At 47.6% G+C, this 19,479-nt stretch carries 23 protein-coding genes; 12 read left to right on the forward strand and 11 right to left on the reverse strand.

Annotated features, from left to right (window positions below; genetic code table 11):
- Nucleotides 1–28: 28 nt before the first annotated feature.
- Nucleotides 29–505, reverse strand: coding sequence for a molybdenum cofactor biosynthesis protein MoaE (locus tag NC981_RS15555; RefSeq protein WP_348243780.1), 477 nt, complete (start codon nt 503–505; stop codon nt 29–31).
- Between the two features lie 328 nt (nt 506–833).
- Here NC981_RS15555 and psaB point away from each other — a divergent pair, with 328 nt between their 5' ends.
- The gene (gene psaB / locus NC981_RS15560; protein WP_348243781.1) at nt 834–3,050 is read left to right on the forward strand and encodes a photosystem I core protein PsaB; all 2,217 of its coding nucleotides are present in this window, start codon (nt 834–836) and stop codon (nt 3,048–3,050) included.
- Nucleotides 3,051–3,162: 112 nt separating this feature from the next.
- Here psaB and NC981_RS15565 read toward each other — a convergent pair whose 3' ends face one another.
- On the reverse strand, nt 3,163–3,861 hold the full coding sequence (locus NC981_RS15565) for a glutathione binding-like protein (protein ID WP_348243782.1): 699 nt from the start codon (nt 3,859–3,861) through the stop codon (nt 3,163–3,165).
- A gap of 158 nt (nt 3,862–4,019) precedes the next feature.
- Here NC981_RS15565 and moaA point away from each other — a divergent pair, with 158 nt between their 5' ends.
- From moaA to ilvC, 3 genes are all read left to right on the forward strand, one after another.
- A complete protein-coding gene (gene moaA, locus NC981_RS15570; RefSeq protein ID WP_348243783.1) occupies nt 4,020–5,006 on the forward strand; it encodes a GTP 3',8-cyclase MoaA in 987 nt (328 codons plus the stop codon).
- Between the two features lie 66 nt (nt 5,007–5,072).
- On the forward strand, nt 5,073–6,551 hold the full coding sequence (locus tag NC981_RS15575; protein ID WP_348243784.1) for a DEAD/DEAH box helicase family protein: 1,479 nt from the start codon (nt 5,073–5,075) through the stop codon (nt 6,549–6,551).
- A gap of 70 nt (nt 6,552–6,621) precedes the next feature.
- Complete coding sequence (gene ilvC, locus NC981_RS15580) at nt 6,622–7,617, forward strand: ketol-acid reductoisomerase (RefSeq protein WP_190377850.1); 996 nt, start codon at nt 6,622–6,624, stop codon at nt 7,615–7,617.
- On the opposite strand, the gene NC981_RS15585 is transcribed toward ilvC, so the two are convergent.
- On the reverse strand, nt 7,618–7,839 hold the full coding sequence (locus NC981_RS15585; RefSeq protein WP_348243785.1) for a hypothetical protein: 222 nt from the start codon (nt 7,837–7,839) through the stop codon (nt 7,618–7,620). It abuts the gene before it with no gap.
- Between the two features lie 57 nt (nt 7,840–7,896).
- Between NC981_RS15585 and pip the strand changes: the two genes are divergently transcribed.
- Entirely contained in the window at nt 7,897–8,847 is a 951-nt protein-coding gene (pip, locus tag NC981_RS15590; RefSeq protein WP_348243786.1) for a prolyl aminopeptidase, read from the forward strand.
- A gap of 255 nt (nt 8,848–9,102) precedes the next feature.
- On the forward strand, nt 9,103–9,402 hold the full coding sequence (locus NC981_RS15595; RefSeq protein ID WP_190377853.1) for a ferredoxin: 300 nt from the start codon (nt 9,103–9,105) through the stop codon (nt 9,400–9,402).
- Nucleotides 9,403–9,738: 336 nt separating this feature from the next.
- On the opposite strand, the gene NC981_RS15600 is transcribed toward NC981_RS15595, so the two are convergent.
- The 4 genes from NC981_RS15600 to NC981_RS15615 all read right to left on the reverse strand — a co-directional run bounded on the left by NC981_RS15600 (nt 9,739) and on the right by NC981_RS15615 (nt 13,502).
- Nucleotides 9,739–11,121: a serine/threonine-protein kinase gene (locus NC981_RS15600; protein ID WP_348243787.1), complete on the reverse strand. Its 1,383-nt coding sequence runs from the start codon at nt 11,119–11,121 to the stop codon at nt 9,739–9,741.
- A 33-nt stretch (nt 11,122–11,154) separates the two neighbouring features.
- Nucleotides 11,155–12,108 carry a hypothetical protein gene (locus tag NC981_RS15605; RefSeq protein ID WP_348243788.1) on the reverse strand — a complete coding sequence of 318 codons (954 nt, stop codon included), beginning with the start codon at nt 12,106–12,108 and terminating at the stop codon, nt 11,155–11,157.
- A 350-nt stretch (nt 12,109–12,458) separates the two neighbouring features.
- Nucleotides 12,459–12,740 (reverse strand): hypothetical protein, encoded by a 282-nt coding sequence (locus tag NC981_RS15610; protein WP_348243789.1) that lies wholly within the window; start codon nt 12,738–12,740, stop codon nt 12,459–12,461.
- Nucleotides 12,741–12,794: 54 nt separating this feature from the next.
- Nucleotides 12,795–13,502: a hypothetical protein gene (locus tag NC981_RS15615; RefSeq protein ID WP_348243790.1), complete on the reverse strand. Its 708-nt coding sequence runs from the start codon at nt 13,500–13,502 to the stop codon at nt 12,795–12,797.
- Nucleotides 13,503–13,574: 72 nt separating this feature from the next.
- Here NC981_RS15615 and NC981_RS15620 point away from each other — a divergent pair, with 72 nt between their 5' ends.
- The 3 genes from NC981_RS15620 to NC981_RS15630 are packed head-to-tail and all read left to right on the forward strand — an operon-like array spanning nt 13,575 to nt 15,440.
- Nucleotides 13,575–14,918, forward strand: a complete 1,344-nt coding sequence (locus NC981_RS15620) for a hypothetical protein (protein ID WP_348243791.1) — start codon at nt 13,575–13,577, stop codon at nt 14,916–14,918.
- The gene (locus NC981_RS15625; RefSeq protein ID WP_348243792.1) at nt 14,915–15,076 is read left to right on the forward strand and encodes a hypothetical protein; all 162 of its coding nucleotides are present in this window, start codon (nt 14,915–14,917) and stop codon (nt 15,074–15,076) included. Before NC981_RS15620 ends, NC981_RS15625 begins: the two co-directional genes overlap by 4 nt.
- Nucleotides 15,077–15,101: 25 nt before the next feature.
- Nucleotides 15,102–15,440: a DUF4359 domain-containing protein gene (locus NC981_RS15630; protein WP_348243793.1), complete on the forward strand. Its 339-nt coding sequence runs from the start codon at nt 15,102–15,104 to the stop codon at nt 15,438–15,440.
- Between the two features lie 60 nt (nt 15,441–15,500).
- On the opposite strand, the gene NC981_RS15635 is transcribed toward NC981_RS15630, so the two are convergent.
- Nucleotides 15,501–15,989, reverse strand: a complete 489-nt coding sequence (locus NC981_RS15635; protein ID WP_348243794.1) for a WbuC family cupin fold metalloprotein — start codon at nt 15,987–15,989, stop codon at nt 15,501–15,503.
- A 39-nt stretch (nt 15,990–16,028) separates the two neighbouring features.
- Between NC981_RS15635 and NC981_RS15640 the strand changes: the two genes are divergently transcribed.
- Complete coding sequence (locus tag NC981_RS15640) at nt 16,029–16,439, forward strand: gamma-glutamylcyclotransferase family protein (RefSeq protein ID WP_348243795.1); 411 nt, start codon at nt 16,029–16,031, stop codon at nt 16,437–16,439.
- 44 nt (nt 16,440–16,483) lie between these two features.
- Here NC981_RS15640 and NC981_RS15645 read toward each other — a convergent pair whose 3' ends face one another.
- The 3 genes from NC981_RS15645 to NC981_RS15655 all read right to left on the reverse strand — a co-directional run bounded on the left by NC981_RS15645 (nt 16,484) and on the right by NC981_RS15655 (nt 18,116).
- Nucleotides 16,484–16,966, reverse strand: coding sequence for a zf-HC2 domain-containing protein (locus NC981_RS15645; RefSeq protein WP_348243796.1), 483 nt, complete (start codon nt 16,964–16,966; stop codon nt 16,484–16,486).
- A 194-nt stretch (nt 16,967–17,160) separates the two neighbouring features.
- Nucleotides 17,161–17,820: a sigma-70 family RNA polymerase sigma factor gene (locus NC981_RS15650; protein WP_190377863.1), complete on the reverse strand. Its 660-nt coding sequence runs from the start codon at nt 17,818–17,820 to the stop codon at nt 17,161–17,163.
- 149 nt (nt 17,821–17,969) lie between these two features.
- The gene (locus tag NC981_RS15655; protein ID WP_190377864.1) at nt 17,970–18,116 is read right to left on the reverse strand and encodes a hypothetical protein; all 147 of its coding nucleotides are present in this window, start codon (nt 18,114–18,116) and stop codon (nt 17,970–17,972) included.
- A 278-nt stretch (nt 18,117–18,394) separates the two neighbouring features.
- Here NC981_RS15655 and NC981_RS15660 point away from each other — a divergent pair, with 278 nt between their 5' ends.
- Together NC981_RS15660 and NC981_RS15665 are read left to right on the forward strand one after the other, a co-directional pair.
- Nucleotides 18,395–18,964 (forward strand): L,D-transpeptidase, encoded by a 570-nt coding sequence (locus NC981_RS15660; protein WP_348243797.1) that lies wholly within the window; start codon nt 18,395–18,397, stop codon nt 18,962–18,964.
- 22 nt (nt 18,965–18,986) lie between these two features.
- Nucleotides 18,987–19,454, forward strand: a complete 468-nt coding sequence (locus NC981_RS15665; RefSeq protein ID WP_348243798.1) for an NUDIX hydrolase — start codon at nt 18,987–18,989, stop codon at nt 19,452–19,454.
- Nucleotides 19,455–19,479 lie beyond the last annotated feature (25 nt).

Genomic DNA, 19,479 nt, shown 5'->3' on the forward strand with positions numbered 1-19,479 from the left:
ATTCTCAGCCTGTGACTTCACAGGATTTTTAGCAACACTTCACCCAACTCGAACACACTTCGCCCGTTTTGCCGTAGTAAAACTCTTTCTTCCAGATTGGGGCGCGATGCTTGAGCGTATCGATCGCATACTGACACGCCTCAAACGCTTCCTTGCGATGCGGACAACCTACTGCAATCAACACACTAATCTCGCCAATCTCTAACCGTCCGACTCTGTGATGAATCACCACGTGAGTCACGTCAGTCCACGTTTGGCGAATCTCTGCTGCAATTTGTTTGAACACCGCAATCGCCATCGGTTCATAAGCTTGATACTCCAGATGCAGCACCGAAAAGCCTTCGCTATTGTTGCGAACCATGCCGCTCATCAGCACGATCGCACCATTCGCCGCATCATCCGCCTGTTTGTAAACCTCCTCGACCGACAAGGGCGCGATCGTAATTACAAGCTGATCATTCGGATGAGCAGAAACCGACTTAGCGCCGACCAAAGAAATTACCATAGCATTTGTGTAACATTTCATTCACATCTTAGCGGTCGGTGACTAGCGTAATCTTGCCTCAATTTCAACTCTGTTAAGTTCAGTAAATTTTTATGCTTGATAAAATAACCTCGTTTGCTCGAAAACCCGCATGATTTCAGAGTTTCATTAATCTTTGATCAGAAATTCCGATAAGAAATGCAAGATTTGACAAACAGATTCTCTACCTTTGGTCGTAGCTCTGAGAGCGTAACTTTCATTAATCTATTGAACTAGCGATCGAGCGATTTGATCTCCGGACAACTCAATCTAAACTGATCCACTTATGAAATTCGAGTAGTCAAATTATATGGCGACTAAATTTCCGAAATTTAGCCAGGATCTCGCGCAAGACCCAACCACACGGCGACTCTGGTATGGAATTGCAACCGCGCACGACTTTGAAAGTCACGATGGGATGACTGAAGAGAAGCTGTATCAAAAGATATTCGCGACTCACTTTGGTCATGTTGCAATCATTTTTCTTTGGACATCTAGCCTGTTGTTCCATGTCGCATGGCAAGGCAATTTCCCTCAGTGGAGCAAAGATCCGCTCCACGTTCGCCCGATCGCTCACGCGATTTGGGATCCTCAATTTGGTAAGCCTGCGATCGAGGCTTACACCCAAGGCGGAGTCGATTATCCGGTGAACATCGCTTATTCAGGCGTGTATCACTGGTGGTATACGATCGGCATGAGAACTAATGCTGACCTGTATCAAGGCGCAGTCTTTCTGCTCTTGATTGCGGCATTGTTCCTGTTTGCCGGTTGGCTCCACCTCCAGCCGAAATTCCGTCCGAGTTTGGCTTGGTTCAAAAATGCTGAATCTCGATTAAACCACCACTTGGCTGGATTGTTTGGGGTTAGCTCTCTGGCTTGGGCAGGTCACTTAATCCACGTTGCGATCCCCGAATCTCGCGGTCAGCACGTCGGTTGGGAGAACTTCCTGTTCACGCTGCCACATCCCGCAGGCTTAAAGCCGTTCTTCACTGGGAACTGGAGCGTTTACTCACAAAGTCCGGATACCGCAGAACACATCTTTGGAACGGCACAAGGTTCAGGTTCTGCTATCTTGACCTTCCTGGGTGGATTCCATCCACAGACTGAATCGCTGTGGTTGACGGACATGGCGCATCACCATTTAGCGATCGCCGTGATTTTCATCATTGCGGGTCATATGTACCGCACGAACTTTGGCATTGGTCACAGCATCAAAGATATTCTCAACGCGAAGAACTTCTTTGGTAATCGGATCAATGGTCAAGGAAACTTGCCACACGCAGGGCTATACGACACGTATAACAATTCGCTGCACTTCCAGCTAGGGATTCACCTTGCTGCTTTGGGAACGGCGCTTTCAGTGGTGGCGCAGCATATGTACTCGATGCCGCCTTATGCGTTCATGGCGAAAGACTTCACAACGCAGGCATCGCTTTACACACACCATCAATATCTAGCTGGATTCTTCATGGTGGGTGCATTCGCTCATGCTGGAATCTTCTGGGTACGAGATTACGATCCAGACAACAATGAAAACAACGTTCTAGCTCGATTGCTGGGACATAAAGAAGCACTGATTTCGCACCTGAGCTGGGTTTCGCTGTTCTTGGGCTTCCACACGCTTGGACTCTATGTTCACAATGATGTTCAAGTCGCGTTTGGCGTACCAGAAAAGCAAATTCTCATCGAACCTGTGTTTGCTCAATTTGTGCAAGCCTCTCACGGTAAAGCACTCTATGGCTTCAATGCGTTGCTGTCTAATCCAGATAGTATTGCATCGAATCCTGGAGCAGCTTACTTACCAGGCTGGTTGGATGCAATTAACAGTGGTACGAATTCATTGTTCCTGACCATTGGGCCGGGTGACTTTTTGGTACACCATGCGATCGCGCTTGGTTTGCATGTGACAACGCTGATCTGTCTGAAGGGTGCGCTGGATGCTCGCGGTAGCAAGTTGATGCCAGACAAGAAAGACTTTGGCTTTAACTTCCCGTGTGATGGGCCAGGTCGTGGCGGTACTTGCCAAATTGCTTCTTGGGAACAATCCTTCTATTTGGCTACGTTCTGGATGCTGAATACGATCGGTTGGGTGACGTTCTACTGGCACTGGAAGCATCTTGCGATCTGGTCAGGTAACGTGGCTCAGTTCAATGAAAGCTCAACTTATCTAATGGGATGGCTGCGAGATTATCTCTGGCAGTATTCAGCACCGTTGATCAACGGATACAACGTCTACGGAACCAGCAATCTATCGGTTTGGGCGTGGATGTTCCTGTTTGGTCACTTAGTCTGGGCAACTGGCTTTATGTTCCTAATTAGCTGGCGTGGATATTGGCAAGAGCTAATTGAGACGCTAGTGTGGGCGCACGAGCGTACACCGCTAGCAAACTTGATTCGATTCAAAGACAAGCCTGTTGCATTGTCGATCGTTCAAGGCTGGTTAGTGGGTCTGGTGCATTTCACGGTGGGTTATATTCTGACGTATGCAGCGTTCTTGATTGCTGCGACAACGGGTAAATTTGCTTGATGTGCTGCTAGCAACTGCGGCTAAATACTAAAAAAAGGATGAAGTCAAATGGCTTCATCCTTTTTTCGTTTCGATTGTCTAGCGAGGAGCAATTTTTGAGGAATGATTCGGTTTAATGTTTCACGGTTCCCGCCGATTGATTGAACAATAATTCTCGCGCCTGATCCGGACTAATTTGTTCTGCTTTGAATGCTTCCGCTTTCTCGTAGGCTCGAATGGTTGCTGGACGGACTTGAATCGCCTCAAACCAACGCTTTAAATTCGGAAAATCTTCGAGTTTCTGTCCCTGCCGCTCATAGGAAACAATCCACGGATAACAAGCGATGTCTGCGATCGAATACTCACCCGCCACAAATTCTCGATCGCTCAGTCGCTTATTCAACACGGCATACAATCGCCCCGTTTCATTCACGTACCGATCGATCGCATAAGAAATTTTCTCTGGTGCATATTGGCTAAAGTGATGATTTTGTCCCGCCATTGGGCCTAAGCCGCCCATTTGCCAGAATAGCCATTGCAGCACTTCAGTCCGACCCCGCAAATCTGAGGGAATGAGTTGTCCTGTTTTTTCAGCAAGATATAACAAAATTGCACCAGATTCAAACACAGAGATCGGATCACCGCCACCTGTGGGATCACGATCGACGATCGCAGGAATTCGGTTATTCGGCGCAATTTTCAGAAAGTCTAGCTGAAACTGATCCCCTTTACCAATGTTGATTGGCACAAGATTGTGGGATAATCCCACTTCTTCGAGAAACATCGTGATTTTGTGTCCGTTTGGCGTTGTCCAATAATAAAGATCGAGCATAATGACTCCGATAACCAATGCCTAAATTCTAGAAACTCCCTGAATTCCAGAAACTCCCTAAATTCTAGAAACTCCCTAAATTCTAGAAACTCTCTGAATTCTAGAAACTCTATGTCAAAAGTTTTGATGCTCTGGAGCGAATCCGGCAGAATGGAAATATGAATCAAGTGGATTATTTGCGAATTAGCTTAGTCGATCGCTGTAACTTTCGATGTCTGTACTGTATGCCTGAAGGCAGCGATCTTGAATATGTATTGCAGCAAGACTTACTCACTCAAGAAGAATTAACCACGCTGCTGAGAGAAGTTTTTATTCCGGTTGGGTTTACTCGGTTTCGATTAACGGGTGGAGAACCGTTGATTCGTCCGGGAGTGGTGGACATTGTGAGAACGATCGCGCAATTTCCCGAAACGCAAGATCTATCGATGACGACGAATGCGTTTTTGCTCGAATCGATGGCGCAAGATCTCTATGACGCTGGTTTGAGACGAATTAATATCAGTCTCGATTCGCTAGAGCCAGAAACGTTCGATCGCATCATTGGAAATCGGGGTCGATCTCGCTGGCAACAAGTTTGGGGCGGAATTCAAACCGCTTACCGGATTGGATTTAATCCGCTTAAATTAAACGTCGTGGTGATTCCGGGCATCAATGATCATGAGGTGCTTGACTTGGCGGCATTGAGCGTCGATCGTGAATGGCACGTTCGATTTATTGAATTCATGCCGATCGGAAACGGTGAATTATTTAACGATCAAGGTTGGATTGACTCAGAAACCATTCGTCAACAAATTCGGAAACGCTGGGGACTCACTGAAGCAAACGTCAGAGGAAACGGCCCCGCAGATGTATTTAAGATTCCAGGAGCAAAAGGAACATTAGGATTTATTAGTCAAATGTCAGAATGTTTTTGCGATCGCTGCAATCGAATGCGCCTCTCCGCCGATGGTTGGCTCCGTCCTTGCTTGCTGAATGAGATCGGACAAATTGATCTCAGAACCCAACTGCGATCGGGCGTTTCAACTAGAGAACTCCGTCAACAAGTGAGCGAACTACTCGGACTAAAGCCAGAGATTAACTACAAGCAGCGTCAATCTGGAACCACTGGAAAATATCACCGCACCATGTCACAGATTGGCGGCTAAACATTTGGTTTTTTCACCTGAACTCGGTAGGATGAGCAATAGGGTTAAACGACAGATGTACTAATCATGCCGAGAATGCCTTGTCTGTCATACGATCGCGGAACGCTGATTCTGCACCCGCCACCCAGAGGGAAAGCTTGGGTCGAGTTTGCGGTGTGGGACGATCGCATCGAGAAATTTCGCATTCCGGCAAATCAATATCGGGAATTAGTCCTAGCGCTGCGATCGGAAGGAACCGAAATCGACGATCGCGCCAAAGGATTCGACGCGATCGAGCTTGTGTCCTCGGTCGAAATGGAGCCTTATCCACATCAAAAAGAAGCACTCGCAGCCTGGAAAAATGCAGGACGATTGGGAGTTGTCGTCTTACCCACTGCCGCAGGTAAAACCTACCTCGCACAACTCGCGATTCAATCCACGCAGCGCAGTACCTTGATCATGGTTCCAACGCTGGACTTGATGCACCAGTGGTACGCCAACTTATGCGCGGCATTTCCTGATGTTGAGATTGGCTTGCTGGGGGGTGGATCACGCGATCGTACTCCCATTTTGATCGCAACTTACGATAGTGCTGCAATCAACGCCGAAACATTAGGCAATCAATATGCGCTGCTGGTTTTTGATGAATGCCATCACTTGCCGAGTAGCTTTAATCGAGTCATTGCAGAGTACGCGATCGCACCCTACCGATTAGGACTAACGGCAACGCCTGAGCGATCCGATGGGAAACACGAAGATCTAAAACTATTAATCGGTGAAGAGGTTTATAGGAAAACAGCAGAAGAATTATCCGGATCAGCACTCGCAAAACATGAAGCGATTCAGATTAAAGTATCACTGTCTAAACACGAACGCGAACGCTACGATCAACTCATTCAAATTCGTAACACCTTTCTAAAAGAATCAAATATTTACCTTAGTAATGCTCAAGGCTGGCAGCGATTTGTGCAGGCAAGTGCACGATCGACCGCCGGACGCAGAGCCATGTTAGCTCACCGAGAAGCAAAATCGATCGCATTCGGAACCGAAGGAAAATTACGAGTCCTCGCCGATCTGCTTGCCCGTCACTACCCGGAGCGCACCTTAATTTTTACCGACGATAACGCCACCGTTTACCGCATCTCTCAGGATTTGCTAATTCCCGCAATCACGCATCAAACGCCTGTGAAGGAACGTCATGAGATTCTGACTAAATTTAAGCAAGGAGAATATCGATCGCTCGTTGCCTCCCGCGTCCTCAATGAAGGTGTGGATGTCCCCGATGCCAGTATCGCGATCGTGCTTTCAGGCACCGGATCAGCACGAGAATACATTCAGCGCATGGGACGCATTCTGCGAAAAAGCAAAGATCCCACCAAACTCGCAATCCTGTATGAAGTTGTGGCAGAAGACACCAACGAAGAAGGAGTCTCCCGCCGACGCAACCCGACGCAAAAGACAAAACCGCGATCGCCCGCTCGTCAACTCGAATTAGTCCCGTACTCAGCCCCGCCCACCGTGATTCCACGCGCCGCAGAAGGCGAAGCAAATTACGACGATTGGTAATTCACATTTTCTGATAAGATTAACGGTTCTGACCCCTCATTAATCGACTTGCTGGAAGGAGACTTTTCATATGGCTCGGATGTATTATGACGCTGATGCCAACTTAGATTTACTTGCGGGCAAAACGATCGCAATTATCGGTTACGGTTCTCAAGGACACGCACACGCCCTCAACCTGAAAGACAGCGGCATGAACGTCATCGTCGGGCTGTATCCAGGGAGTAAGTCTGCGACTAAAGCGAAAGAAGCGGGCTTGACGGTTCACTCCGTTGCAGATGCCGCAAAAGCTGCGGATCTGATCATGATTCTGCTCCCCGATGAAGTGCAGAAGAGCGTTTACAAAAACGAAATTGCGCCAAACTTGAGCGCCGGAAATGTGCTGCTGTTCGCACACGGCTTTAACATTCATTTTGGTCAGGTTGTGCCCCCGGCTGATGTCGATGTGGTGATGGTTGCGCCCAAAGGCCCAGGACATCTCGTGCGTCGCACCTACCAGCAAGGTCAAGGTGTTCCGGCTCTGTTTGCGGTGTATCAAGACGCAACCGGACAGGCTCGCGATCGTGCAATGGCATATGCAAAAGGGATCGGCGGCACTCGCGCTGGCATTTTGGAAACCACCTTCCGCGAAGAGACCGAAACCGATTTGTTCGGCGAACAAGTGGTTCTCTGCGGTGGCTTGAGCGCATTGATCAAAGCGGGATTTGAAACCCTGGTTGATGCTGGATATCAGCCAGAGCTTGCTTACTTTGAATGCCTGCACGAAGTCAAACTCATCGTCGATCTGATCGTCGAAGAAGGGTTGGCAGGAATGCGCGACAGCATTTCTAACACGGCAGAATACGGCGATCTCACTCGTGGCCCTCGGATTGTCAACGATTCCACTCGCGCTGAGATGAAGAAGATTCTCAACGAAATCCAAACCGGACAGTTTGCGCGGGAATTTGTGCTGGAAAATCAGTCGGGTAAAGCTGGATTTACAGCAATGCGCCGACGTGAGGCAGAACACCCGATCGAAGAAGTCGGCAAAGACCTGCGATCGATGTTTAGCTGGCTGAAGAAAGTCTAATTAGTCTTTAGCTTTATTCACATCCCTCACCGCTTCTTCAGTGCGACGGTGGGGGTTTGTTTTGGGTTGCCAACTGGGAAAAGCATTCACCAAGAGTTGATCGATCGTGCTTCTCGCCTGAAAGCTATATCGCCCAACTTCAGACGGCAAAAACTGATCGCCAAATCCAATAAAAACGATACTAAACAACACTAAAAACCCAACTGGAATCTTATTACGCATAGAGTTGAAACTGCGGGAAACTATCATGATCTACAGTTAGTTATCCCAAGAACTAGAATGCGTCATCTTTATCCTGCGATCGAGCCTTACCAGTCGGGGATGCTGCCCGTCTCCGACCTGCATACGATCTACTACGAGCAGAGCGGCAACCCCAACGGAAAACCTGTTGTCTTTCTGCACGGTGGGCCTGGCGGTGGCACCATTTCAATCTATCGACAGTATTTCGACCCGGAGAAATGGCGGATTATCCTGTTTGATCAGCGCGGAGCCGGAAAAAGCACACCCCACGCTGAACTGAGGGAAAACACAACCTGGGATCTCGTCGGTGACATTGAGAAACTCCGAGCGCACCTCCAAATCGATCGCTGGGTCGTCTTCGGGGGCAGTTGGGGCAGCACGTTATCGCTCGCCTATAGTCAAACGCATCCTGATCGCTGTCTTGGCTTAATCCTGCGCGGCATCTTCTTACTCCGACGTAAAGAGATCCTCTGGTTCTATCAAGAAGGCGCAAGCTGGATTTTTCCCGACGCTTGGGAACAGTATCTCGCGCCCATTCCAACCGAAGAACGCGACGACATGGTTTCAGCGTATTACCGACGCTTGACCAGCGATGATGCAGAAGTTCGAGCGATCGCCGCAAAAGCCTGGTCGGTTTGGGAAGGCAGCACCAGCCGATTAATTGTTGATCCAAACTTGCAGAGTAAGTTTGCTCAAGATGACTTTGCAGAAGCGTTTGCGCGAATTGAGTGTCACTACTTTATCAATCGCGGCTTTTTTGAAACCGATGAGCAACTGCTGCAAAACTGCGATCGTATCGCTCACATTCCCACCGTAGTTGTGCAAGGACGCTACGATGTCGTTTGTCCGATGGCTTCAGCTTGGGATTTACACCAGGCGCTACCCAAGGCAGAATTTATCGTCGTTCCCGATGCAGGGCACTCGATGATGGAGACAGGAATTCTTAGTGCCTTAGTCGATGCTACCGATAGATTTGGGGAAAATCGCTAACGCAAATGATTAGGGTAACGGATTGTAACTCTCGATTGCGCCCGATAGATCGTCCTATAAGTATAAGTAGATTAAATCATGCTGATTTATTAGGAATCGCGTTCATCGATCCCCCTAAATCGCGGATTTAACGTTTAAGTTTTCCCGTAGTATCAGAATTGAAAAGAACTTAGGCATCTCAGCATTGATTGAGAAAACTTAAGTCTCAAATTTTCCGGCAGTTTTGCCGCTTCTATTACTAGAGAGGATCACCGAATGCCTACTTACCAGGTCAGGTTAATCAACGAAGCCGAAGGGCTGGACACGACGATCGAGGTTCCCGATGATGAGTACATTCTAGATGCGGCTGAAGAAGCAGGTCTGGATTTGCCGTACTCCTGTCGTGCGGGTGCTTGCTCGACTTGTGCAGGCAAAATCACTGAAGGTGAAATCGATCAATCCGATCAATCGTTCTTGGATGATGACCAGATTGAAGCTGGATATGTGCTGACTTGCGTGGCTTACCCGCGCTCGAACTGCACGATCCTGACCCATCAGGAAGACGCGCTTTATTAATTCTCCGACAGGGAGATGATTCGCTTCTCACTCTCTGTCTTGAAACGTTCTTGCAGCAGAAACCCCGATCGGGGTTTCTGCTTTGTTGTTTGGAGCGGGTTGGGAATTTTCGCTTCGTTGTCGGCAGCTTGTACCCCCTAAATCCCCACAGGTGGCAGGATAGTTTCAGCCACTAGATCAAGGAAATTTCTCAAGCAACATCGATGAATTACCCGACTTCTACCCGTCCTGGTTCAGTCACGATCGATCGGAAGAGATGGATACCCTGGAAACCGTGCGACGGCAACTCAAGACAATTGGCAACTCAATTAGAAAACGGTTGAGAAAACGGCAAGGTCAGTTCTTCTTAATCGGTAGATTTAACCACTTGCTTAACACTTGTACAAGCCAGTCTAATTCTGGAGGAGTCAAATATTCGGTAATATTGTCTCCACCTCCCAAGGAGAACTTCTTTGTACCTGCCCAAATGTTAATTTGGGGCGGAATCCTAATTGTTCCACCTTCACTATCGGACTTGTGCGAAACACTGGTCAGCTCAATTTGTTTGATGTCTTGTCGATCGCCGATCGTCGGAGAGGTATGTATTCCCAGTAGCTCCATCCTGCGAAAAATCTTCGAGTCGGTAATTTGCAATCTAACTTTGCCAAACCAATCAAACAAGATGCGCCAAATCATCCACATACCCGCGCTGAGATGACCGAGCGCAAATAATGCCATCACCCATCCTCCAGAAGCCCAAATCGCAACTGCGCCGCTGTACCACACCACTAGAAACGAATTCCATACAATTGCAAATCCGATCAGCGGAATCAGTCCGGCATGAAATCCCCGCGCTGGAATTAAAATTTCTAGCTGCTGCCGAGACTGCCTGACTTGAACTTTGCTTCCGGTTGGTTTCGCGATCGCTAAGCGACTGTTTTGTTGCGAGGTTTCTAATGCTTGTAAGGCTTGCTGTGCCGATCGCGCTCTTAAATCTAAGCTGGGTTCCGTTAACCATTTCAGCCAGTCCACGAATGCAGGACTGAGAGTCACGCGATCGTCAAACAAAATCCTTAATTCACGCTGCGGTAATTGATCCGGATGCTGTCCGGTTGCAAGATAGATCAGCGTTGCACCCAAAGCATAAAGATCCGAAGCCGGAACAGTCTGCCCGCCGAACTGCTCCGGTGGCATATAGCCGTAAGTCCCAACAATTGTACGTGTTCCAGCCTGAAGCGCCGTTTGCACAGAACCAAAATCAATCAGATAAACCTGTCCGGGACTATTTCCGGTACGATCGCTCAATAGAATGTTACTCGGCTTCAAATCGCGGTGTACAACTGAAGGCTGGCGGCTGTGTAGATAGTCCAGAATGTTTAATAGTTCTTTAGAGATCGCTTTTAGTTCCGCTTCGCTAAACGTGCGCCCGGACTGTACCCAATCTTGCAGCGATCGAGCTTCGATGTAAGTCTGAACAATAGCAAACCCCGTCTCAGTCTCAAAGCCATCGAGATATCGAGGAATGGCGGGATGATCGATCGCTTGTAAAACGGCTGCCTCCCGCTCAAATAGCTTCAAATCATCCCAAGTAAAATCGGGCGCAAACAATAATAGCTTGATCACCACCGATGCCGCGGTTTGTAAATCAGTCGCTAAAAATGTTCTGCGCCCAGTCTGACGACTCAGCAGTGATTGAATCTGATAACGATCGTGTAGAACTTTTCCAATCAGTTGATCCATTGCACTATCAATAGCTTATTCATTGCCGATAGCTTATTCGTTGCGCCCCAGGGTGTATTGAAATACTTGCTTGATGATGCGATCGCGCCTTTCAATCATACTGCCCTCAAGCGGAGTGTTCTTTAACAGATGAAAATAATTGCGGATATTTTTGAAATGCGTCGAAAGGTGCCCATTGTAGCGCCGCTGCTCCAGAATCGTCTCAGAGCCACTATGTTCTCCACCATGCAACGCATCTAGAAGATACCAAATCTGCTTCCATTGGGTCTCAGCCTCTTCAGGGTTCTCCGGTAGCAGTAGAACTTTGCAAACCGCAGCAAACACCTTACCCAAGTCAGCAAACTGCGTTAATCGGTGTGGATATAAACCTTGAATTAGCGCTTCTCGATCCAGGATTGGATCATCAAGCTCTAGCTTACGATCGAGATACAAGCGATCGCCCTCAAGCTCAGGCAAAACCCCATCACCGGCGGTTGCCCAAGCATAAGTAAATAGCTTTTCCGCGTTTCGTACCTTCTTCTTAAGCTGTGCGGGTTGATCTCGCTCCTCGCAGAGTTCCAGCATTCCCATTGGAAACAACAACAGTGCCGAATGAGTGCCTAGTAGATGAATCATATCTCTATTGCCCAGCCAGACTTCGCGCTCTATTTTAAGCAACGATAAATCAAGCCGAAGAATGCGTGAATCCTTGTTTGGCTCGTTTTCTTCATCTTGAGCTTTACTTTCTTCGATAAAAGGCAACATCTGTATCTGAACGTTGCCATACTCTTCATAGTATTTCAGCCCAGTCTTGGTCTTTCGTTTATGTTTTGTCACTCTCCCACCGTTGTCTTTGATTGTCTGATAGCATTGCTGACCGAGCGAAGAGTAACAAATCAGCGCATGATCAATCAATCGACGCGCCCAATCTGTGCATTCTTGAAAGGTGATCGAGGCAAGCTTAGAAGAGGAACTAGGGTGGTTACTATCGCGTAGATATGCCAGCATAAGATAGCACCAGCTCTGGTAGGCAGACCAATAGCTGTATTCTGATGTTGCACCATCCTGAGCCGCATATATCCGCGCCTTCTCCAGCAGTCGAATCGGTAGAGTGAGGTTATCCCACTGGCGACCGTCACTAGGTACGGAGACAGACGCAAAAATGTATAGCTTGGCGCGATGAGCATTAATTTTTGATAGCAGATAACAGAAGGGATGAAAGTTACTTTGTGAGAATTCATCGAGGACATGATATTTTCTCAGTCGGTCATGAACATGCCTTTCTGCTTTATCCAGTGCATTGTAAGCACGGCGAACTGCCTCAAAGCGACCCGAATCCGGAAAATAGTCTCGATCGTCTAGATCAGCCAGATTGTAGTACCGATAGCGGCATAATTGATATTTTGCAAGCTGCGATCTGATAGAAACCCATTGTCTATATGAGGCTTGAGGACATCGAGATAGCATTTGCCAACGCGGTATAGTCCTTCCATCAAATAGGCACGGGCGATCGCAAGATGAGCATCATACGCAATCAGGCTCCAAGGCTTCTTTGGCTCTTGCTCTTTGAATTCAAACTGGCAATTGCGACTGCGGTATCGATTTGCGTAAAAAACAGTGCGATCGAGGTGAGCTTCCATTGCTCTCAGCGAAAAGGGGTAGAGTTCCAGGTAAGATTTTGCTTGTTTGAGGGCTTATGATTCTAGAACGCGATTGCATAACTCAGTAATGTATCGCTCTGCATCAATTCCAGCTTCTTTAATGGCTCTTAATCGAGCATAGAGTGCTGCGTTAGCTGTGACTTCAATCAAATCAAATCCACAAAACTCACCGTGAGAAAGCTCTAGATCCGGCACCACTTGTTCATAGGGTTTCTGGTTGTCAAGGGCAGCTTTAATATCTGGTTCTTTGCAGAGTCTGACGTGATTTTGTGACCAAACGGGATTGTAGCCATTCTGTCCGATCACTTCGTTAATCCGTAGCCGCTCTTGAGCGATCGGAAAATATTTCTTCTCCTGCAAAACGGGTATTCCCGATAATAAAACCGAGTTAATTGCTGAGGTGATTAGTGAGATTAAGCTGCCTACGCCTCTCACTTCTTCAAAGAAATCAAATCTTTGCTCAGAAATTTGATTATCAGCACTAGAATTCGGATTCGGAAAGGGGGGCTTGTAGTTGTTTGGCAGTTTTACATAGAAATGGACAACAACTTTGTAGGCGAATTGCCTTTCTAGACCATTCACTTCATCCTCATTTTCTGGGCTGGCTAATAGCTCCGGGTTGAGGAGACCACTCAGCTTATCTTTGGTTTTGAAATAGAGCGGCAGGGGTCGGATTTTCTCGACCGTGTAGTGCTTGATATAGATAGGAAACTCATCGGTTAGAATTTCGTTTTCAAACACAGAGCGAATCAAATGTTCGACAGAGGATTGAGGCAGACATCTATCCGCGATCTTAGATTGCTCTTTATTGGGATGTCGTTTGCAACACAAGTACCAGAGTGTTTAGAGGAGATTGAACGGAAACGACAAGCACCATTCTATCGATTCCGTAGCGCCCAAATCGAACAAGAGATTGCATCACAGCTACAACCCTGGAACTCAGCGCGAAGCAATGCTTTCAATCGATACTATTCGGCTGTGATCTCTAGAGCGGCTCATCTTGCTAGCGTTGAAACCTTAGCGCAACTGCAACAGATTGTCAGTCAGTTGCTCAATCAAATCGAACAAGCAGAGCGATCGATTGCAGACTTGCGAACACCACTCACCTTTGAGCAACAGCACCTCATTCATTATCGTCCTGAGTTTGAATGCCCCAATGGTCTCTGTCTTCATGAGACAGAATCAGACTTAAGCCGAGGATATCAGCGCATTTTGCCAGAAGCGGGAGAAGCTTGCGCGATCGAACGATTGATCAATCCACTGCTCAATCAGTCTCAATTGCTGCCTTTCCTTGCTGATCCGATCGCGTTCAAAACTCAATTGCTACTGCAAGCTGAAGCTACCTTGCAGCCGCAGCTTTCTGGATTGCACGTTGTGACAGAGCTTTATCACCGATTTCCACAAGAGACAGAGTTAGGCAGAGTGCTAAAACAGCTCGATCGACAATCCTTCGAGTTTATTGAACTCAAAGGAAGCTGTGACCAAGAGAATGGGACATTTGTGATTCGCTTACTTGGAATCGATAAAGCTCATCAAAGAAATGTACCGCAGTTACTCAATTGGTACAGTAGCCGAGAACGAGGGTATCAAGACATCGACACAGGCGACCCGAATAAGATTATCTTTCTTCAGTATCGAGCCGTATTGCCTTATAGTCATTGGGCGCACTATCCGATCGCAGTTCAGAACTATCACCAAATTGCTGAGGCAACATATTTTGAGAAGTTTCATCCGATCGTTGGAGCGCGGAATCTGCCTTTTCCCGGACAAGATCTCACGATCGAGCAAGCTGAAATTGCTGTGATTTACGCTTGGATTTTAGGACGCATTCAACTCCATCCAAGTTATCGCTATGTTATTAAGGCGGCGCAACACACTATTTCTCTAGAAGATAGTCGCAAGCTGCTTTGCAGCAGAATTGGCTATCAATGCTTAGTCGATCTGATCAGTCACTTTAACTGTCTTTATCAAGCCTATCCTGCAAAAATCTACGATCGCCTCCATCACTTGCGCTCGGTGCGTCAAGAAGCAATTACACCGCTCGATCCGCTCGAAACAGAGATTGCCGCTTATCTCAGCGAGGACATCGATCGTGACCTATGGAAGCGATTGGATTGGTGGCGCAACAATACGATCGCAGTGCAGGAACTCTCATGACCGCTTTACTATTGGGCTTCAGTCTAGGAATCGCGATCGTGCTTTGGCTTGTAGTTGCTTGGCATCATTCAACCCCGATTAGACTCCAGCCTCCCCGGATACCGCGATCGACTGTTCGCAACCGTTCAAAGTCTCGCCGTAACTCTTCACGCCGCTAAACTTTATTTCAGGAGGATTGTTATCATGGCTCAGATGTTTGTACCGCAATCTTCACCTCCCAATCGCCCCGGGGGAATTTATATTGCTGCTGGATTAGTAGTGCTAACAGTATTAGGACTCACAAATCCCGACCAAGAGGCGTGTAGTCATTACGCTGCCGAAAAGCTCAAGAACAAGATTTGTGAACAGAAATCAGTGGCTGGAATGTTTTGTTCGGTGATTATATCTCTACCAAATGCTGTGACTGCTTCAGGAACTTCATTGCATACCTACCGCAAAAATCATCTGTTGCTCAGCATCTATCGTACAAAGTTCATAGATACAGAAGTTCAGACCATTGGAATTGCAGGACAGTGTTTTTGATACTTACAATGTTTTGCTTACAATGTTTTGGTAGAGCAATACAAGGTTTTGGTAGAACAATTAGGCAAAATAGCCCTGCCAAGTTTGTATCCATTGCTTTGCGTCGGGCGTATTCTCCAACGGAAATTGCGGCAAAAAGTCTTTATCGTCCATTGGCACATAAGGCCCTTCCTTCAATTCAAACATCACCGTGTCTGGCTCTAATGCAATCAGTGTATGGAACATTCCCTCTCCAAGTTCTACCCCTCGCGTCGTGCCCGTTGCGCTAATTTTTTCGGTGTGAATGACACTGCCCGATTCGTTTAAAATCAAAATCCCGATCGCGCCTTGTAGCACCAAAAAGAACTCAAATCCGTCTGCATCTGCCGGACGGACATGGCGATGGGGACGCACATAAGTTCCGGGTTGCAGCACATTTAGAAATCGCTGCACTCGATCGTGATGTTCATGAAAGTTGTGATTCTTGCGCTGACGCGGACTAGAGCGGGCTTGTTCGGCGATCGAGTCCATCAACGGCTGCGTTAAGCGCTTAATCGGTAATTCAGTCATAGGAGTAAATAGAATTAACAAAATTGCTTTGGTGTTGCAATGCAGTCTATCAACGTATTCGTCTATGGCACGTTAAAACCTGATGAAACGAGCTATTTTCTCTGTAGAGATTCCGTAATTTCCGCAGTCCCTGCGATCGTTCGCGCAGCTCTTTATCATTTACCGCTTGGCTATCCCGCGATCGTTCCTGGAAACGCTGCGACTTACGGCTATCTTCTAAGTTTTAACGATCGCGCCATTCTAGAAATTCTCGACGATTACGAACAGCACGACCCTGAAACGATCGCCCTGTTTGGTTTAGACAATAATTATGACCGCAAGGAGATCGAAGTTTTTGCTCTCAACGGCGATTTTATCGGTCTAGCTTGGGCGTATGTCATGACTCTAGATCAAGTCGATCGTCTAAATGGGATTCCAGCCCCTGATGGCATTTGGCAATCAAAAAAATAGCTCGTAGTGGTCGCACTACGAGCAGAGAAATTCATCAAATCTTTCTAGTTGCGTTGTTTTGAAGTATCAGCAGCTTTGATCGATACCACTGGACGATCGAGCGCCACCATCATTCCGCCTGTTACTTCTGAAGCGGGTTGCTGTTGTGCTTGTACCGTCGGCTGTTGAGGCGGATTCACTTTGGCAAATTGAGCTTGACGCACACTAAACAGCGAAACTGCACCCATAAAGGCAGCCGCTATTGCCGCACCCCCCCACGCCCAGCGGAGCTTCGGGCGGCGATCGACTTTTGCCAACACCTGATCTACCGTTGTTTCAACAGGTTGAGACGGCGCTGGAGCCGGCATCGAGCGGAAAGCTTGACGAAGCTTCAGTAATCGGGCATGTAGCTGTTGGACAGAGGCATCGGTAGATAACCATTCTTCAACCTGTTTGCGCTCGCTAGCAGTAACTTCCCCATCTAAATAGGCGCTGAGTAACTCAAAGCGATCGCGGGCGTTTAACTGAGAATCGGGCGAAGGTTGCATAGTGTTATTGAGCGAATCAAAATTGGAGTTCATCGAGGGTCACTATCAATGAGGTAAGACATTGAGTTGAGAATGCCTGCAAGATATGAAATCAGTGTAATCAACCACTCCTCAAAGCACAATTCTCATTTTGGGTTACGTCTAGAAGCATAATATCAAAGCCAACCTGAAGTCTGTAGCGTCGCTTGGCGGGTTTAATGTCCGTCAAGATACTGCTGGAGTTGGGACTGGAGGCGATGACGCGCTCTTGCAATCCGTGATTTTACGGTTCCAAGTGAAACTCCGGTCAGTTCAGCGATTTCTTCATATGCCATCCCTTCGATTTCGCGGAGGACGATCGTCGTGCGAAATACTTCGGGTAGGTCAGCGATCGCTTCATTTAGCTGATCGTAAAATTCCCGCGTCGTCAAATCTTCATCCGGCCCCGGGGTCGCTGAGGCGATTTCCCAATCCATTTCACCGTCCTCGACCGATAGCGGCGCATCGAGTGACAGCGGAGAAGCATTGCGCTTGCGTTTGCGAAGCTCATCGTAAAACAGATTCGTGGCGATCCGGCTGAGCCAGCCCCGAAACTTCACCGGTTCATTCAGTCGGGTAATGTTGCGATAGACGCGAATCCAGACCTCTTGCGCGAGGTCGGCGCGGTCTTGCCAATCCGGAGCGAGATGATACAAAACTTTGTCGACATGAGACTGATACCGCCGCATGAGTTCCGAAAACACGGCTTTCTCTGGGCGATGTCCGGTCTGACACTGCAACACTAGATCGTAATTAGAGAGTTTTTCTGCTTGCACTGGACTCTGAAGAACCTTTGGCTCGATCGATGACCAGGATACAGGAAGGGACTGACTCATGGGCGGATAACGGTATGTTTGACGTTCCGCTATAGATGACAGCACACGGGTTGAAAAAGTTCCTTCGAGTTTAAGGGCGCGATCGAATGGTCTTATCTAGGATATCTCGTGCCCGTTCTTACTGGAGAGTTCCTGCAATAGAAATACGCCTAAGGCTGGTCAATCCAAACGCGAGCGAGGTGATAGGTTTGCTCCTGCATGGAATCTTTTATTTGTGTTGCAGTCGGAATTGACCAGTTTTGCAGGCAGCTCAGTGAAAAAGTAATTACGATCGCCAAAAAAAACTTTTCTTTCATCACTCCGTCCTCCTCTAAACCGAAACACCACACTCCCAGCATTGTAGATTCCGAATCGCAGATTGAACCATTGTCAAGTGCTACTTCATCTAACCATGGTTATAGTTTCTCAAATTCACCGACCGTCCGGTTGAGTGAAATTATCGCCGTAATAACTACGTTGACATTTTGACAGTGGTATACCTGTGATGTAGGTCTACTTGCGTCTAGAGATTCAAGGCTTACAGTCGGGGTTCCGGGCAAAATAAGATAATTGTGGCAGTTTGAATGAAGAAGTAATGGCGACAAAGGTTCAAAATTCGTCTCTTGCTAGAGCCTTAACGACGATTTGCGTTCTTACGGGCTGCGCGATCGCGCTTCTGCAATTGCAGCGCCTTCCGGCGATCTCAATGCCTCAAATTGAGCTGCCAAATTTTCAAGTGAGCGTGACTCCGGCTCCAGAGCCATCCCCCGTGATTGAAAGAGAATTAGTTGTAGATTTAAGCGATCGTAAAGTCCGGTTGTATGAACAGAAGAAATTAGAAGCAACTTATTCGATTGCGATCGGACAGGAGGGCTGGGAAACTCCGACAGGCACCTTTAAAGTGCAGCAAATGTACGAGAATCCCGCATGGCAGCATCCAATTACAGGGGAAAAGATTGCGCCCGGACACAAAGATAATCCGCTCGGTCAGCGCTGGATCGGATTCACATCGCAGGGTAAACTGCTGATTGGTTTTCACGGAACGACAGATTATTCCTTGCTAGGGCAAGCCGTTTCGCATGGCTGTCTCAGAATGAGGAATGCTGATGTTGTTGCGCTATACAAACAGGTACAGATTGGAACTCTGGTCGTCGTTAAGCCTTAATTATTTGTATGAAACTATTTGTATGAAACACCGAATTCGAGCGGCTGGTTTAGTGGTGCAGGAAGATGAGATTCTATTAGTTGCTCATAAATGCCCCGAAACTGGACGCACAATCTGGATTCCTCCCGGTGGTGGCATTGAGCGGGAAGACGAGTCGATTTTTGCCTGTGCCGCTCGTGAAATCTTTGAAGAAACTGGACTGACCGCCAGCTTGTCACGCATCGCTTACCTGCTAGAGTTTTACGACAGTGAATCAGATGTTCGCAGTTGTGAGTTTTTCTGCGTGGTCGATCACTTCTCCGGTACGCTCACGCTCGAACACCTCCCCCCAACTTCGCCTGATTCTGATTGGATTACAGAACTCCGCTGGTTTAAGCGAATTGAGCTAGATCAAGTTACTGTGTATCCAGAGGAATTACGCGATCAATTCTGGCAGGATCTAGCCGCAGGCTTCCCGATGGTTCATTATCTCGGATTACAATCTCGATAAAAAAGGGGCGTTCTGCCCCTTTAAC

Origin of the sequence: Leptolyngbya sp. DQ-M1 (genome assembly GCF_039962505.1) — a bacterium.
Classification (GTDB): Bacteria; Cyanobacteriota; Cyanobacteriia; order Leptolyngbyales; family Leptolyngbyaceae; genus Leptolyngbya.